Here is a 14,417-nt window from a genome sequence, read left to right as displayed (position 1 = left end):
CACCGGGGCGGGTCGGCGCCACCGGGCGGGACGGGTTCGCCGGAGGCGGCGGTGCGGCTCCCGGCCGTCCGCCGCGCTCCGGCGCCGAGTCACGCCCCGGTGCAGGCGGGCGCCGATCGCCGGATCCCGGTCCGCGGTCGGCGGGCTGGCGGTCAGCCGGGCCCTCGGCGCGTCCGCGGTCGGCCGGTTGGCGGTCGGGGGCTGGAGCGGAAGCGAACGCGGGCGGGCCGCCCGGGCGGGGACCGCCGGATCGGCCACGCTCACCCGGCGGCTCCGCGGCGGGCACCGGCTTCTCGGCCGGGTCGCCCTGGTCGGCCATGCACTCACTCCTGACGCGCAGCGCTTCCATCCGGTGCCCTGACGGGCTACCGGCGAACCGGGCGACGGTATCCGTCCGTGCTCTGACCAACGGAAGGCGGCCCGGGTGAATCGTCCTACTTCGCCCAGGCATGCGCGGGCGGGGCCGGTCGAATCGACCCGCGCGAAGCGGCACGGATGACACGCCGGAGACGTGCTTCGCGGTCGCGCCCGGACGGCGCCGTCGTGGAGCCGCTGGTCGCGCGCGCCGACGGTAACGGATGGGATCGCGCGGGACAACCCCGCGCCCGCGCGGCGACCCACTTCCGTACCCGTGCCCGGGCCCGTACACAGGCTTTCCGCCGGAGCGGGCGGCGCGGGGTGGGGTGGGAACGCGGCGTCACCACTGGCACGGCCACACGGCCCGACGCGCAGGACCTATTACACACAGCAGCGCCACTCAGGCCTCGGCTACCATACCCGCACAGTGTGTCCCTGCCAGGCGACAGGCGTGGTCGACGCGCCCGAGCTCCCAGTTCCTCAGGAGCCTGTTCTGAATCCTGCTTTCGATCCGCGAACCGCGTCCCAACCGGGTATCGGGGGGAGAACCCCTCGCGCGATACCGGTGCCGGTCGGCGCGCTCCGCGCAAAGCGCCGGGTCGATCGTTCCTCCCCCCGCGAAATGACGATCGAGGGCATTTTCCGGAACCACGCCCGGGCGTCCGGCAGCCGGCGGAGCCACCGGCCGCCCGCCAGCCGGGCACGCTGTTCACGCTGCACGGCCCACACCCGATGATTGGGAGGATTCCCGTGTCGACGTCCAAGGCCGTCTCGACGGACCTGTCCGTGACCCGGAACTACGTTCGCGACGGCAAAGTGATGCAGATCGCGACGTTGGCGGGTGGCGGCGAGCCCGCCGTCTGCAACCTCTGGTACGCGAGCTCGTTCGAACCGGACCGTCTGTTCTTCATCTCCAGGCCCGACCGCACCCACTGCAGGAACATCAGAGCCGATCGTCGGGTGGCCGGCGCGATCGTCACCATCGAGCTCGACGGGCTGGGCCAGGAGGTCCAGGGCGTGAGCTTCGCCGGTACCGCGGAGGAGGTACCGGTGGCGGAGGCCGACGCACTGCTGCCGATCTATCACGGGCGGTGGCCGCAGGGCAGCGAGCTGGCGAACGTGGAGATGATGCTGGCGGACGGTAACGCCCACCGGCTCTACGAGATCCGGGTCGACCGCTGGATCCTCTTCGACGAGATCAACCATCCGGACGACCCCCGGCGCGTCATCGACTTCGCCCGGGCGGGCTGACCGGACGGCAGCTCGTCCCAGCCGGCAGCTCGACAGCTCGTCCCAGCCGGCAGCTCGTCCCCGACCACGGCTCGTCCCGCACCGCGGCGGCCCGCGACCGCAAGCTCGCCGCTCAGCAGTTGTCGTCGTACCCGGCACCGAAGGTGCAGCGCGGGAAATGGGGTGGCGGGCGGCCGCGGGCCACCGGGTCGAAGCCCGGTGGCCCGGCGCTGTTCACTCCGCCACGGCCGGCGCCACCACGATCGTGCCGTTCCAGCCCGCCACGGGCCACCGATCGCGAGCGACCGGCGGCGGCACTCCCGCGGCGGGCACGGGCCCGCGGGCCCGGTCAGACCGCCTCACCGATGCGGTGCACCCGCATCATGTTGGTCATGCCGGCGACACCCGGCGGAGTACCGGCGACGACGACCACCAGCTCGCCCGGCCGGCAGTGCCCGATCTGCTGCAGGGCCGTGTCGACCTGCCTGACCATCTCGTCGGTGCTCTCCGCGAACGGCACCAGCACCGTCTCCACACCCCACAGCAACGCCATCTGGCTGCGCACGCCGGGGATGGGGGTGAAGGCGAGGACGGGCACCGAGCTGCGGTATCGGATCAGCCGCCGGGCGGTGTCCCCGCTGAGGGTGTGGGCCACCAGGTAGCGGGCACCGACCGCCTCCCCGACACTCACCGCCGCCTGGGCGATCGCGCCGCCGAGGGTGCGCGGCGGGGTCCGCAGCGGGGGGATGCGGCCGAGATCCGCCTCGGCGGTCTCGATGATCCGCGCCATGGTCGCGGCCGACTCGACCGGGTACGCCCCGACACTGGTCTCGGCCGAAAGCATGATCGCGTCGGCGCCGTCCAGCACGGCGTTGGCGCAGTCGCTCGCCTCCGCGCGGGTCGGCCGGGGCGCGCTCACCATCGACTCGAGCACCTGGGTGGCGACGATGACCGGCTTGGCCCGCTCACGCGCCTGGCTCACGGCCCGCTTCTGGACGAGGGGGACGTCCTCGAGCGGCAGCTCGACACCGAGGTCACCGCGGGCGATCATGAGGCCGTCGAAGGCCTCGATGATCCCGTCGAGCTCGTCGACGGCCTGCGGCTTCTCGATCTTCGCGAGGACGGGAACCCGGATCCCGACCTCGTCCATGATCGAGCGGACGGCCGCGTAGTCCTCGGCGGACCGGACGAACGACAGCGCGATCATGTCGACGCCGAGCTCGAGCGCGAAGCGCAGGTCGTCGGCGTCCTTCTCGGACAGCGCCGGCACCGTCAGCGCGGCGCTCGGGATGTTCATCCCCTTGTTGTCGCTGACCTTGCCGCCGATCACGACGGTGGTGCGGACGTCGGTGTCCTCGACCCCGTCGATCCGCAGGTTCAGCCGGCCGTCGTCGACGAGGATGGTGTCCCCGGCGGCGACGTCCCGGGTCAGGCCCGGGTACGTGGTGCCGACCTGTTCCTGATCTCCCAGGACGTCACGGATGGTGACGGTGAAATGCTGCCCGGGCAGCAGGGTGACCCCGCCGTCGGCGAACCTGCCGAGGCGGATCTTCGGCCCCTGCAGGTCGGCCAGGATCCCCACGCTGCGGCCGGCGGCCGCGGCCGCCTCGCGCACCAGGGCGTACGCAGCGGCGTGCTGCTCGTGCGTTCCATGCGAAAAGTTGAGCCGGGCAATGTCCATTCCGGCGTCGACGAGGGCCCGGACCATCTCGGGAGAGTTGGTGGCCGGGCCGAGGGTGCAAACTATCTTGGCTCTTCGTGGCACGGTCAAAGCCTAGGTAACGAACGCCCGGGATAGGACATGGGCCCTGGTGACACACTCGATCCGGCGGTTCTGGGCCACTTAGTCCCGAGAGGTTCTGTGACCGTTTCGCACCCGGGCGTTCGGACACATGCTGCGCGCAAGGGCACAGCAGGCGTACCTTCGCATGGTCCACCCGCAAGAGCGGGTGAAGCGACAGTTACGGGAAAGCTGGCAACGGCGCCGCACGATCCCGGACGTCCAGACCGCGGCATGTTACCGCCCTGAAACAACCTGGAGCCCGGCCATGACCAACAATCCCGCAATTCACCGGCGGCCTTCCGGCGACGTGGACATCGCGCTGCCCCACGAGGCCCTCGAGCCCGACACCGCAGCCACGGACACCGTGTCACTGGACGCGGCATCCGTGACAACCGGTTCGCCGACCGGCCCGGCCGGTGTGACCTCCGTCGCCCAGGCGGCCTGAGCGGCAGTCAGCGCGCGGCCGGCAGGGCCGCCACCCCGCCGTTCGGCGGGTCGAGGGTGACGCGGGCACCGGAGCTCCAGTCGGCCGGCGGCCCGGTCACCCCCGCGGCGGCCGGGGCACCCGCCTCGCCCACCTCTCCCACGACGGCAGCATCGTCCGTATCGGCAGCGTCATCCGTATCGGCGGCATCGGCGGCGGCCCGCGAACCCGGCCGTCCGCCGGTCCCGGCGTCGTCCTGCGTGGCGAACTGGGTGTGGTGAAGCTCGGCGTAGAGGCCGCCGAGGGCCATCAGCTCGTCATGGGTGCCGCTCTCGACGATCCGCCCGCCGTCGACCACGAGGATGCGGTCGGCCCGCCGGACGGTCGAGAGCCGGTGGGCGATCACCAGCGACGTGCGCCCGGCCAGCGCCGCGGTCAGCGCCCGCTGCACCGCGGCCTCCGACTCGCTGTCCAGGTGGGCGGTGGCCTCGTCCAGGACGACCACAGCGGGCTCCTTGAGCAGCAGCCGGGCGATGGCCAGCCGCTGCTTCTCACCGCCCGAGAGCCGGTATCCACGGTCCCCGACGACCGTGTCCAGCCCGTCGGGCAGGTCGCGCACCGCCCGGCCGATGTGGGCCGCGTCCAGCGCCGCCCACATGCGCTCCTCCGTCGCGTCGGACCGGGCGAACAGCAGGTTGGCCCGAATCGTGTCGTGGAACAGGTGCGCGTCCTGGGTGACCACGCCGACGGCCGCGCGCAGCGAGCGGCCGCTGACCGCGCGGACGTCGAGCCCCCCGATCCGGACCGCGCCGTCCCGGGCGTCGTACATCCGTCCGACGAGTTGGCTGATGGTGGTCTTCCCCGCGCCGGACGGGCCGACGAGCGCCACGAGCTCACCGGGGCCCACCCGGAAGGTGACGTCGTGCAGCACCGGCTCCGGCGTCCTGCTGTCGAGCACGGCCGTGGACTCCAGCGAGGCCAGTGACACCTCGGTCGCCGCCGGATAGCGGAATCCGACATGGTCGAACTCGACGGCCACCGGCCCCGCCGGCAGCTCGACGGCGTCCGGCGCGTCCTCGATCGCCGGCCGCAGGTCGAGAACCTCGAAGACCCGCTCGAACGAGACCAGCGCGGTCATCACGTCCACGTGCACGTTGGACAGCTGCGTCAGCGGGCCGTAGAGCCGGGTGAGGTAGGCGGTGAGCGCGACGACCGTGCCGACCTCGAGGCTGCCCCGGGCCGCGAAGGTACCGCCGACGCCGTAGACGATCGCCGTCGCCAGCGAGGCGACCAGCGTGAGGGACACGAAGAAGATCCGCCCGTACATCGCCTGGGTCACGCCGATGTCACGGACCCGCCCGGCGCGGCGGCGGAAGGTCCGCACCTCACGGTCGGGCTCGCCGTAGAGCTTGGTGAGCATCGCCCCGGCGACGTTGAACCGCTCGGTCATCATCGTGTTCATCTCGGCGTTGAGGCCGTAGCTCTCCCGCGTCAGCGCCGCCAGCCGGGGCGCGAGCAGGCGCGCCGGCACGACGAACACGGGCAGCAGCACGAGCGCGACCACGGTGATCTGCCAGGACAGGCTGATCATCGCGATCAGGACGAAGGCGACCGACAGGATGTTGGACAGCACGGCGGACAGCGTGTTCGTGAACGCGGACTGCGCTCCGAGGACGTCGTTGTTCAGCCGGGTGATGAGCGCACCGGTCTGGGTGCGGGTGAAGAAGGCGATCGGCTGGCGCTGCACGTGGTCGAACACCTGCGAGCGCATCTCGTAGATCAGGCCCTCGCCGATGCGGGCGCTGAACCAGCGCTGACCCAGCCCGAGCAGCGCCTCGCCGACGGCGAGAGCCGCGACCACCCCGGCGAGCGTCTGGACGACCCCGGCCCGGCCGGGCACGATCCCATCGTCGATGATCGCCTTGAAGAGCAGCGGGGTGACGGCGCCGGTCGCCGCGCCGAGCACGATGAGGACGCCGAAACCAGCGAGCAGCCGGCGGTAGGGGCGGGCGAAGCCGACGATGCGGCGGACGGTCCCCGGGCGCAGGCTGGCCCGCGTCACCGAGCGGTCCCGTTGGAACGAGCGCATCGTGGACCAGTTGTCGACCGCAGTTCTCATGGAGCCTCCGACGCACCGCTACGTGTTACTACGTAACGGTGTAAGCGAGGGTTTGCTAGCCCGCATTCCCGGCGGTCGTGGCGAGGACCCGCGCGAGGGCGTCGTCCTCCGCCGCGCGGCGCTGGATGCCCGACCGCTCGCGGGCGCCGGCGAGCAGCGCCTTCGTCTCCGCGCTGATGTCGGGCGGCACCGCGAGCAGGCGGTCCACCAGGCGGCCGAGCTCGGCGTCGAGGTCCCGGCGGGGGACGACGAGCGCGGCGAGGCCGAGCCGGAGCGCGTCCCGCGCGCCCACCGGCCTGCCGGTCAGACAGAGCGCAAGCGCGCGGGCGTAGCCGACAGCGTCGACGAGGGTACCCGCAACGCCCAGGCCCGGCACGCGACCGGCCGTGGCCTCGGTGAGGCACAGGGATGCGTCCTCGGTCAGTACCCGCAGGTCGCAGGCGAGGGCCAGTGCCAGCCCCGGGCCCGTCGTCGGCCCGGCGGAGACGGCGATGCTGAGCAGGTCCGGCCGCTCGGACAGCCGGCGCGCGACCCGGGACCACGTGGCGAGGTTCCGCCCGGTCGCGACCCCGCCGGCGGATGGGCCGGCCGTCGGGCCGGTCTGGTGGCCGACTTCGCGATCGGCTCTGTGATCGATTTCGTGGCTGGTCCTGTGGTCGACCTTGTGGTCGGCCGGAGCTTCATGGCTGGCCTTGTGGTCGGCCGGAGCCGACAGGCGGTGTACGGCGTTCACGACGACGACACGGACGTCGCCGCGCAGGTCGCGCAGGATGCCGTCCATCGCCGCGGCGATGGACGGGAGGGTGGGCGTGTCGCCCACCCAACCCGACACATCTTCACTCACAGTGAGCGAGACGCAAGGGCCAGCTGCGAGTACGCCCAGCCCGGCCGCCGCCGGGTCGGCGGCGGCCGGCATGCTCATGGTCAGGCGCTTTTCTTCTTGGTACCCCGGGTCGCGCCCCCACGTCCGCGCAGCGTCGTGCCCGACTCGGACAGGATTCGGTGGACGAACCCGTACGAACGACCCGACGACTCGGCAAGCAGGCGAATGCTCTGTCCGGACTCGTACTTCTTCCGAAGTTCGGCAGCGAGCTTGTCCCGCTCCGCCCCGGTGATCCGGGTTCCTTTCCTAAGCTCGGCCAATGTGGCCCCCTCCGTGTTCGATGATCTGCGAACCGATCTTCACCCAGCTTCGGTGTCCGCGCCACTCGAAGCCCGTGTGATCCATCACACGCGATGGTGCAGTCGCCGGGACAACCTCGCACGCGTCCGAGGCGCACGCCGACGAGCCGACTCCGAGCAGTCACATAGCCCCTGACCTGCTACAGCGCGCCCGAAGCCCGAGTTCGACGACACAGCGGCCAGTCTTGCGGCCGGCTGGGATCCGATCGGGCAGGGGCTCCCGCGCGGCGCGTCGAACATCGTCACCGACGGTACATCCGTCTCGGCTCCCCCGCGGGGATCCGCGGGCCGCCGGGACTGGTTACGGTGCATGCATGGTCAACGGCCGGCCGACGAGGGCGGCGCCCTCACCGGCGCGGCTCACACCCAGCGCCCGGCAGGAACCCACGCGGCACATCCGTACACGCAAGGTGACCGGAACGCTGCCCCGTCGCGCCCCGGCCCTGTCCGCGCTGCGGGCCGAGGGGGTCGATGTCGGGCTCTGGTGCGCGGCGGCCGGGTTCGGCCTGCTCCTCAGCGGGCTCATCGCCGCCACCGACGTGGACCTCGGCTCCGCCGCGCCGTTCCCGGTCGGCTGGCGCACGCCCCACCTGGCGCCGGCGACGCTGCTCCCGGTGCTCGTGGCGATCGTCACCCTGGCGCTCGCCCGCCGGGCCATCCGCGCCCGCTGGCCGCTCCTGCTCCTGTTCGGCTTCGCCGGATCACTGTGCTGGAGCCTCGCCCTGGCCGCGGCGGCCGGCCCGGGCCTCACCGATGGCCTGCGCCCGCCTCCGGTGTACCTGACCGCCGCCAGCGCCGTCGGCGACGAGCCGCTCAGCTACCTCGCCGGCTGGGTCGCCCAGTCCGTCGACGGGCCGGTGTCCGCGGCACAGGCCGGCGCGACGGACCTGCCGCGGGCGCCCTCCAGCCTGCTCACAAGCCATCCGCCCGGCCCTGTGCTGCTCGTGTGGGGGTTGGACCAGCTCGGGCTCGGCGACCTCGCCGACGGGGCTGACGGGGCCGGGAGCGCGGTGCCGCTCGGGCTGGCGCTGACGGCGCTGACCGCGCTGGGCGTCCCGCTGGTCGCGGTCGCGGTGCGCTCGCTGTGCCACGAGACGGCGGCGCGCCGGGCCATCCCGGTGCTCGTGCTGACGCCGTGGGCGCTGTGGGCCGCCGCGTCGCCGCGGGCCGTCGCCATCCTGCCGGCGGCGGCGGCGGTCGCCGTGGGGGTGCTCGGGTGCGAGCCGGGCCGGCGATGGCGGCTGTCGTGGGCGCTGCTGTCGGGCCTGCTGCTGGGGGTGAGCGGCCTGTTCGACTACGCCGTGGTGTGGCTGGGCGTCGCCGTCGCGGCCGCGTACTTCGTCCGGCGCCAGCCGCTGATGAACGTGTTCACCGGACTCGGCGCGCTGCTCCCGCTCTGGCTGTTCTTCGCCTGGGGCTTCTCCTGGCCGGACGGCCTCACCCAGGCCCGGGTCGACACCGGGCCCGCCACGATGCTGGCCTGGCTCGCCCTGGACGCCGTCGTGGTGCTGCTGGCCGGCGGGCCGGTGCTGGTCCGCGCGCTGCGCCGGATCCGGCTGACCCCCGGCTGGCCGTTCCTGGTCGGCGCCGGCGCCGCGGTGCTGTTCAGCCTGTGCGCGGGGCTGGCCTGGGGTGGGGTGGAGCTGGCCTGGCTGCCGCTGGCGCCGTGGCTGGCGGTGGCGGCGCTGGCCCCGCGCCCCCGCCCGGACGGACCGGGCGACACGGTGCGCGCGGGTGACCTTCCAGGCCTGCTGATCGGGACGGGCGCCCTCGCCGCCATCGTCCTGCGGGTCTTCCTCGGGAACGGCTGAGCTGCGCGGCCCCGGCCGGAGAACGCGCCCGAATGCCTCGTGACCCAGGCGGGCTCGGCGATCAGGCGGACTCGGCGGCGGCGGGCGGCACCGGCTGGGCCACCTCGCCCCGCGGCATGTCGGGTTCGAGGTAGACCCGGCGCGCGGTGGGCACGGCGTCGCGCAGCAGCGCCTCGGCCTCGTCGATGGCGGCGGCGACCTGGGCCATGGTCAGATCCGGGTCAAGCCCGATCTTGGCCGCGACCAGCAGCTCGTCCGGGCCGAGGTGCAGGGTCCGCATGTGGATCACGGTGGTGACCGCCGGCGCCGAGCTCAGCGCCTGCCGGATCACCTCGATGGTCTGCGGGGTGGCGGCCTCCCCGACCAGCATCCCGTAGGTCTCCATCGCGACGATCACGGCGACGGCCAGCAGCAGGATGCCGATCGCGAGGGTGCCGGCGCCGTCCCAGAGCGGTTCGTCGAGCAGCAGCGTCAGGCCGACCCCGGCGAGGGCGAGCAGCAGGCCGCACAGCGCGGCCAGGTCCTCCAGCAGGACGACCGGCAGCTCCGGGGAGCGCGCGTCCCGGATGAAGCGCCACCACGACCCCGAGCCCTTGAGATGCCTCGACTCCTTGATGGCCGTCCGGAACGAGAAACTCTCGAGCACGATCGCGACGGCGAGGACCACGATCGCCACCACGCCACTCTCCAGCTCGTGGGGGTGGCGCAGCTTCTCCACGCCCTCGTAGACGGAGAACAGCCCGCCGACGCTGAACAGCACGATGCCGACGAGGAAGCCCGCGATGTAGCGGGAACGCCCGTAGCCGAAGGGGTGCTCCTCGTCCGCCGGCTGGCTGGCGTTGCGCTGCCCGAGCAGGAGCAGCGCCTGGTTGCTCGAGTCGGCGACGGAGTGGATCGACTCGGCGAGCATGGACGAGGAGCGGGTGAAGAGGAACGCCACGAACTTCGCGACCGCGATGCCCAGGTTCGCGAGCAGTGCCGCCACGACTGCCTTGGTGCCGCCTTCTGTGCTCACGTGCTCCCGCTCTCGTCCCGTGTTCTGTCTCCCGCGCGCCGATGGGCGCCCGGACCGAGGGCCCAGTGTGTCAAGGTGGCCACCTCCGGGCGCCGCCGGGTACTCCCGTGGTATCAGGCCAGGGTGACGAGATCGGCGAGGTCGGGCGACCAGGTGTCCTCGACGCCGTCCGGCAGCATCAGGACCTTGTCGGGGCTCAGTGCCTCGACCGCGCCCGGGTCGTGCGTGACGAGGACAACCGAGCCCCGGTAGGTGCGCAGCGCGCTCAGGACCTCGCCGCGCGACGCCGGGTCGAGGTTGTTCGTCGGCTCGTCGAGCAGCAGCACGTTCGCCGAGCTGCAGACCAGGCCAGCCAGGGCCAGCCGGGTCTTCTCACCGCCGGAGAGCGTCTCGGCGAGCTGTTCGACCGCGTCCCCCCCGAACAGGAATGCGCCCAGGATGCGACGCAGGTCGACGTCGGAGGCGGTGGGCGCCGCGGCGCGCATGTTGTCGAGCACCGTGCGGGAGGTGTCGAGCGTCTCGTGCTCCTGCGCGTAGTACCCCAGGCGCAGGCCGTGCCCCGGGTGCACCTCGCCGGCGTCCGGGGTCTCCTGGCCGGCGAGCATGCGCAGCAGCGTCGTCTTGCCGGCGCCGTTGAGGCCCAGGACCACGACCCGGGTGCCGCGGTCGATCGCCAGGTCGACGCCGGTGAACACCTCCAGCGAGCCGTAGGACTTCGACAGGCCGGTGGCGGTCAGCGGCGTGCGGCCGCACGGAGCCGGATCGGGGAAGCGCAGCTTGGCGACCCGGTCGGCGACCCGGACCTCGGCGAGGCCGGAGGCGAGGCGCTCCGCGCGGCGGTCCATCTGGTGTGCCGCGCGCGCCTTGGTGGCCTTCGCCCGCATCTTGTCGGCCTGCGCCCGCAACGAGTCGATCTTCTTCTCCGCGTTGGCCCGCTCCCGCCGCCGGCGGCGCTCGTCCTGATCACGCTGGGTGAGATAGGTCTTCCAGTTGACGTTGTAGACGTCGAGCGCGGCGCGGTTGGCGTCGAGATGGAAAACCTTGTTCACACTCTTGTCCAGCAGGTCGACGTCGTGGCTGATGACGATCAGGCCGCCGGAATGGGCGCGCAGGAAGTCACGCAGCCAGGTGATCGAGTCGGCGTCGAGGTGGTTGGTCGGCTCGTCGAGCAGCAGTGTCGCGTCGGAGTTCCCCGAACCGGCGAACAGGATCCGGGCCAGCTCGACGCGGCGGCGCTGGCCGCCCGAGAGCGTTCCGATCTGCTGGCCGAGAACCCGGTCGGGCAGGCCGAGCGAGGAGCAGATCCGCGCCGCCTCCGCCTCGGCGGCGTACCCGCCGAGCATCCCGAACCGCTCCTCCAGCCGGCCGTAGCGACGCACCGCGGTGTCGCGGGCCGTCTCGTCGACGAACTCGGCCATCTCGAGCTGGAGCTTCTCCATCTCGCGCAGGATCACGTCGAGGCCTCGGGCGGCGAGCACGCGGTCGCGGGCGGTGTCGGCGAGGTCGCCGGTGCGCGGGTCCTGCGGCAGGTAGCCGATCTCGCCGCGGATGTCCACCTTGCCGGCGAAGGGCAGGGTCTCCCCCGCGAGCGTCTTCAGCATCGTCGTCTTGCCGGCGCCGTTGCGGCCGACGAGGCCGATACGGTCACCCGGCTGCACCCGGAACGAGACCGGCTCGATCAGTGTGCGGGCTCCGGCGCGGAGCTCGAGCTCGGACACGATGATCATGAGGGTCGGCCTCTTTCGTACATCGGATTCGTGCGCGTATCAGGTGTCAGCGGTTGGCCACCACGACACCGGGGTGCCTGGGAAACGCCCGCCTCACGACGCGGCAGAGGTCATGTCCTCCAGGGTACGGGCCGCGGCACCGCGCCCGACGGGCGTCCCGCGCCGGACGGTCGGTGACTACCGCCGCACGGGTGCGCCCACCAGGCGTTGCGGGTACGCCTTTCCCAGGTCACGGGCACGAGCCCCGGCTCACGGACGCCTTCGGGCCAGACACGGGGAGGTCACGATGACAACCACGTATCGACAGAACCGGGAGACGCAGCGCCCGAGTTCGCTGTGGTCGGCCCTGGTCATCCTCGGAATCGCGGTCACGGTCCTGGGGTTGCTGCTCATCACCAATCCCTTCACCACCGTCGGCGCGCTGGCCGTCATCGCCGGTGTGGCTCTTCTCGTCTCCGGCATCACCGAGATCGTCTCCGCCGTACGCACCGAGAACAGCAGCTCCGCCATCTTCTTCGGCGCGCTGACCGCCGTCGCCGGCGTGGTGATCCTGCTGTGGCCGGGGGTGACGCTGCACGCGATAGCGCTGATCGTCGGTGCGGCCCTGATCGTCGCGGGGGTGGTCCGGGCACTGCTGGTGCTGGCGAGTCGGAACGGCCAGGCCGGCCGCACCGGCAGCGTGGCCCGTGGCCTGCTGATCGCCGCGCTCGCCGTGGTCCTCGGGGTGCTGGCCCTGGCCTGGCCGTCCTCGACCATGGTGGTGCTCGCGGTGCTGTTCGGCATCCAACTCGTCGTCACCGGCGTGACCGAGGTGGCACTCGGCCTGGCCCTGCGCCCCTGAGTATCCTGCTCGCCCTTTAATTTCCTTCTCGTCCTCTCCGAGCGAAATCCGCCGCCAGCGACCCCCCGAAACGGCGAGGAAGAAACTAAAGGGCGAGTAACTGAGCCGGACTCCCCGGCCAGCCACCGAGGCCAGGACCGTGATGCGCTCGCCGAGCGACGGCAGAAGCCCTCCCGAGCGACGGCAATGGTCGCCCCGGACTCAGCCCAGGATGCGCTTGCGCCAGAGTTCGACGGCCTCGGGCCGGGCGCCGCGGTCGAGGAACCAGCCCTCCGGGCCCTGCGGGTGCCCGTCGATGATGGTCAGCACCTGCTCGACGGCGGCCACCGAGACCTTGGTGACCTCCTTGTCGACGACCCGGCCGTCGGGGAGGATCGCGTGCCCTCGCAGGCGGCGCAGCACGCCCGGCATGTTCTCGCCGGTGACCAGGTAGTCGGCGACCACCTGCTCCGGGACGACACCGGCCAGGCGCAGGAGGAGGGCGACGACCACGCCCGTGCGGTCCTTGCCGGCCGCGCAGTGCACCAGGAGCGGACCGGGGGCCTCCGCCGCCAGGTCGAGGATCTCCACCAGCCGGGGTGTCGCGATGTCGAGCATCGCGGCGTACAGCGTGCGCAGGCCGCCCGCGAGCGCGTCCGGCGGCAGGGAGTCGCTGACCCGGCCGGTCTCCTCGCCGAGCAGGGGCATCACGTGGATCTCCGAGCCGATCAGCGACAGCGGGTGCGGGGAGCTCCCCCGCTCGACCGCGGAGCGCAGGTCGACCACGGTCGGCGGGGGCCAGGTGAACTCCGCCGCCGGCCGGGCGTCCTCGACCCGGTGCATCTCGCTGCGGTACAGCACGCCCGTGTTGGTGACGCGGCCGTCCGCGGTGGTCATGCCGCCGACGTCGCGCAGGTTGGCGAGCCGTTCCGTGGCGAGATCTTCTGTTCCCATCCGATGTCCTCCCGAGAGCGCGGTGCACGCAGGGTCCCGGCTGCCTCCGTCGGGCGGGTGGCCGGGCCGGGCGGGCCATGCCCGACACAGCGACGGCCACGGCGAGGACCAGACCGGACCTGGCCGTACCGGTCCTTACAGGGCCGGGCCAGGCCCAGACCGGACGGCCCCGACCGGCCAGGCCAGGTCAGGCCCTGGCCTCGGTGTCATCGCCGCGCGTGCGGACCCACGCCATCCTCGCCGAAGAGGCCGACCTCATGCGGGGCGATTACCCCCGCACCGGGCGGCGGCTCGGCGACGGAGGTCGGCCCGGCGACGGACGCTGACTTGGCGACGGGCGTCGCTCGCCCGGCCCGCCGGGCCCGGGACGGGCCGGCGGTGGCCGGCGGACCGGCAGCGGCGGCTGCCTCCTCCGGGTCGACGTCGACGGGGTCGACGAGGTGACGGCCGGTGTTGCGGACGCTGCCGACCTCGGGTGAGACCGGGTGCGCGGCGAACACCCCGGCCGGAGCGGGCCGCAGGATCCCGGCGAGCGCCTCGGGATCCCGCAGCGTCGGGTCGATCCACCGGGACCAGGCCGGGCGCGGCACCACGACGGGTGACCGGTCGTGGATGAACTCGGTGCCCGCGGCCGCGTCGGTGGTGAGGATCGTGAACGTGGTCAGCGGCTGCTCGCCCTTCGACCAGACCTCGTAGAGCCCGGCGAAGGCGAACAGGCCGTCGGCCCCCGGGTGGCCGGCCGGATGGATGTAGTAGGGCTGGCCGCGGCGCGAGCCGCCGGGCCGCCGCCACTCGTAGAAGCCGGTGGCGGGAACGAGGCACCGGCGGGCGGCGAACGCAGCGCGAAACGCCGGCTTGGACGCGACCGACTCGGCGCGGGCGTTGATCAGGCGGCTGCCGATCGCCGGGTCCTTCGCCCAGAACGGGACCAGACCCCAGGTGGCCAGCCGCAGGACCCGCCCACCGGCGACCTCGCCGACACCGCCCGCGACCGC

At 72.8% G+C, this 14,417-nt stretch carries 13 protein-coding genes; 5 read left to right on the top strand and 8 right to left on the bottom strand.

Annotation, left to right across the window (positions count from 1 at the left end; translation table 11 throughout):
* A partial coding sequence (locus FMEAI12_RS37655) for a hypothetical protein (RefSeq protein WP_235013606.1) occupies window positions 1-361 on the top strand: 361 nt, incomplete at its 5' end.
* A gap of 746 nt (window positions 362-1,107) precedes the next feature.
* Window positions 1,108-1,608 carry a pyridoxamine 5'-phosphate oxidase family protein gene (locus FMEAI12_RS02230; RefSeq protein ID WP_071062562.1) on the top strand — a complete coding sequence of 167 codons (501 nt, stop codon included), beginning with the start codon at window positions 1,108-1,110 and terminating at the stop codon, window positions 1,606-1,608.
* 328 nt (window positions 1,609-1,936) lie between these two features.
* Here FMEAI12_RS02230 and pyk read toward each other — a convergent pair whose 3' ends face one another.
* Complete coding sequence (gene pyk / locus FMEAI12_RS02225) at window positions 1,937-3,295, bottom strand: pyruvate kinase (protein ID WP_235013605.1); 1,359 nt, start codon at window positions 3,293-3,295, stop codon at window positions 1,937-1,939.
* Between the two features lie 184 nt (window positions 3,296-3,479).
* Between pyk and FMEAI12_RS36095 the strand changes: the two genes are divergently transcribed.
* On the top strand, window positions 3,480-3,815 hold the full coding sequence (locus FMEAI12_RS36095) for a hypothetical protein (protein ID WP_020459811.1): 336 nt from the start codon (window positions 3,480-3,482) through the stop codon (window positions 3,813-3,815).
* Between the two features lie 7 nt (window positions 3,816-3,822).
* Here the strand turns inward: FMEAI12_RS36095 and FMEAI12_RS02220 are convergent, their stop codons facing one another.
* From FMEAI12_RS02220 to FMEAI12_RS02210, 3 genes are all read right to left on the bottom strand, one after another.
* A complete protein-coding gene (locus tag FMEAI12_RS02220; RefSeq protein WP_112104799.1) occupies window positions 3,823-5,913 on the bottom strand; it encodes an ABC transporter ATP-binding protein in 2,091 nt (696 codons plus the stop codon).
* Between the two features lie 55 nt (window positions 5,914-5,968).
* A complete protein-coding gene (locus tag FMEAI12_RS02215; protein WP_235013604.1) occupies window positions 5,969-6,733 on the bottom strand; it encodes an enoyl-CoA hydratase/isomerase family protein in 765 nt (254 codons plus the stop codon).
* Between the two features lie 104 nt (window positions 6,734-6,837).
* Entirely contained in the window at window positions 6,838-7,056 is a 219-nt protein-coding gene (locus tag FMEAI12_RS02210) for a helix-turn-helix domain-containing protein (RefSeq protein ID WP_020459808.1), read from the bottom strand.
* 353 nt (window positions 7,057-7,409) lie between these two features.
* Between FMEAI12_RS02210 and FMEAI12_RS02205 the strand changes: the two genes are divergently transcribed.
* A complete protein-coding gene (locus FMEAI12_RS02205; RefSeq protein WP_112104797.1) occupies window positions 7,410-8,906 on the top strand; it encodes a hypothetical protein in 1,497 nt (498 codons plus the stop codon).
* 61 nt (window positions 8,907-8,967) lie between these two features.
* Here FMEAI12_RS02205 and FMEAI12_RS02200 read toward each other — a convergent pair whose 3' ends face one another.
* Both FMEAI12_RS02200 and FMEAI12_RS02195 read right to left on the bottom strand, forming a co-directional pair.
* A complete protein-coding gene (locus FMEAI12_RS02200; RefSeq protein ID WP_112104796.1) occupies window positions 8,968-9,921 on the bottom strand; it encodes a cation diffusion facilitator family transporter in 954 nt (317 codons plus the stop codon).
* A 113-nt stretch (window positions 9,922-10,034) separates the two neighbouring features.
* Window positions 10,035-11,648, bottom strand: coding sequence for an ABC-F family ATP-binding cassette domain-containing protein (locus FMEAI12_RS02195; protein ID WP_071062576.1), 1,614 nt, complete (start codon window positions 11,646-11,648; stop codon window positions 10,035-10,037).
* A gap of 286 nt (window positions 11,649-11,934) precedes the next feature.
* On the opposite strand from FMEAI12_RS02195, the gene FMEAI12_RS02190 reads away from it, so the two are divergent.
* Window positions 11,935-12,489: an HdeD family acid-resistance protein gene (locus FMEAI12_RS02190; RefSeq protein WP_071062578.1), complete on the top strand. Its 555-nt coding sequence runs from the start codon at window positions 11,935-11,937 to the stop codon at window positions 12,487-12,489.
* Between the two features lie 201 nt (window positions 12,490-12,690).
* On the opposite strand, the gene FMEAI12_RS02185 is transcribed toward FMEAI12_RS02190, so the two are convergent.
* On the bottom strand, window positions 12,691-13,422 hold the full coding sequence (locus tag FMEAI12_RS02185; RefSeq protein ID WP_112104795.1) for a tyrosine-protein phosphatase: 732 nt from the start codon (window positions 13,420-13,422) through the stop codon (window positions 12,691-12,693).
* 206 nt (window positions 13,423-13,628) lie between these two features.
* On the bottom strand, window positions 13,629-14,417 hold a 789-nt coding region (locus FMEAI12_RS02180; protein WP_146776605.1), incomplete at its 5' end, for an SOS response-associated peptidase.

Source organism: Parafrankia sp. Ea1.12 (assembly GCF_900465275.1).
Taxonomy (GTDB): domain Bacteria; phylum Actinomycetota; class Actinomycetes; order Frankiales; family Frankiaceae; genus Parafrankia; species Parafrankia soli.
This window is presented reverse-complemented; position numbering and strand designations above follow the sequence as displayed.

What these genes read in the sequence shown, in the direction of transcription:
- FMEAI12_RS02190 (WP_071062578.1), top strand. Translation starts at nt 11,935, where the DNA reads ATGACAACCACGTATCGACAGAACCGGGAGACGCAGCGCCCGAGTTCG.
- FMEAI12_RS02205 (WP_112104797.1), top strand. Translation starts at nt 7,410, where the DNA reads ATGGTCAACGGCCGGCCGACGAGGGCGGCGCCCTCACCGGCGCGGCTC.
- FMEAI12_RS36095 (WP_020459811.1), top strand. Translation starts at nt 3,480, where the DNA reads ATGCTGCGCGCAAGGGCACAGCAGGCGTACCTTCGCATGGTCCACCCG.
- FMEAI12_RS02195 (WP_071062576.1), bottom strand. Translation starts at nt 11,648, where the DNA reads ATGATCATCGTGTCCGAGCTCGAGCTCCGCGCCGGAGCCCGCACACTG.
- FMEAI12_RS02220 (WP_112104799.1), bottom strand. Translation starts at nt 5,913, where the DNA reads ATGAGAACTGCGGTCGACAACTGGTCCACGATGCGCTCGTTCCAACGG.
- FMEAI12_RS02185 (WP_112104795.1), bottom strand. Translation starts at nt 13,422, where the DNA reads ATGGGAACAGAAGATCTCGCCACGGAACGGCTCGCCAACCTGCGCGAC.
- pyk (WP_235013605.1), bottom strand. Translation starts at nt 3,295, where the DNA reads ATGGTCCGGGCCCTCGTCGACGCCGGAATGGACATTGCCCGGCTCAAC.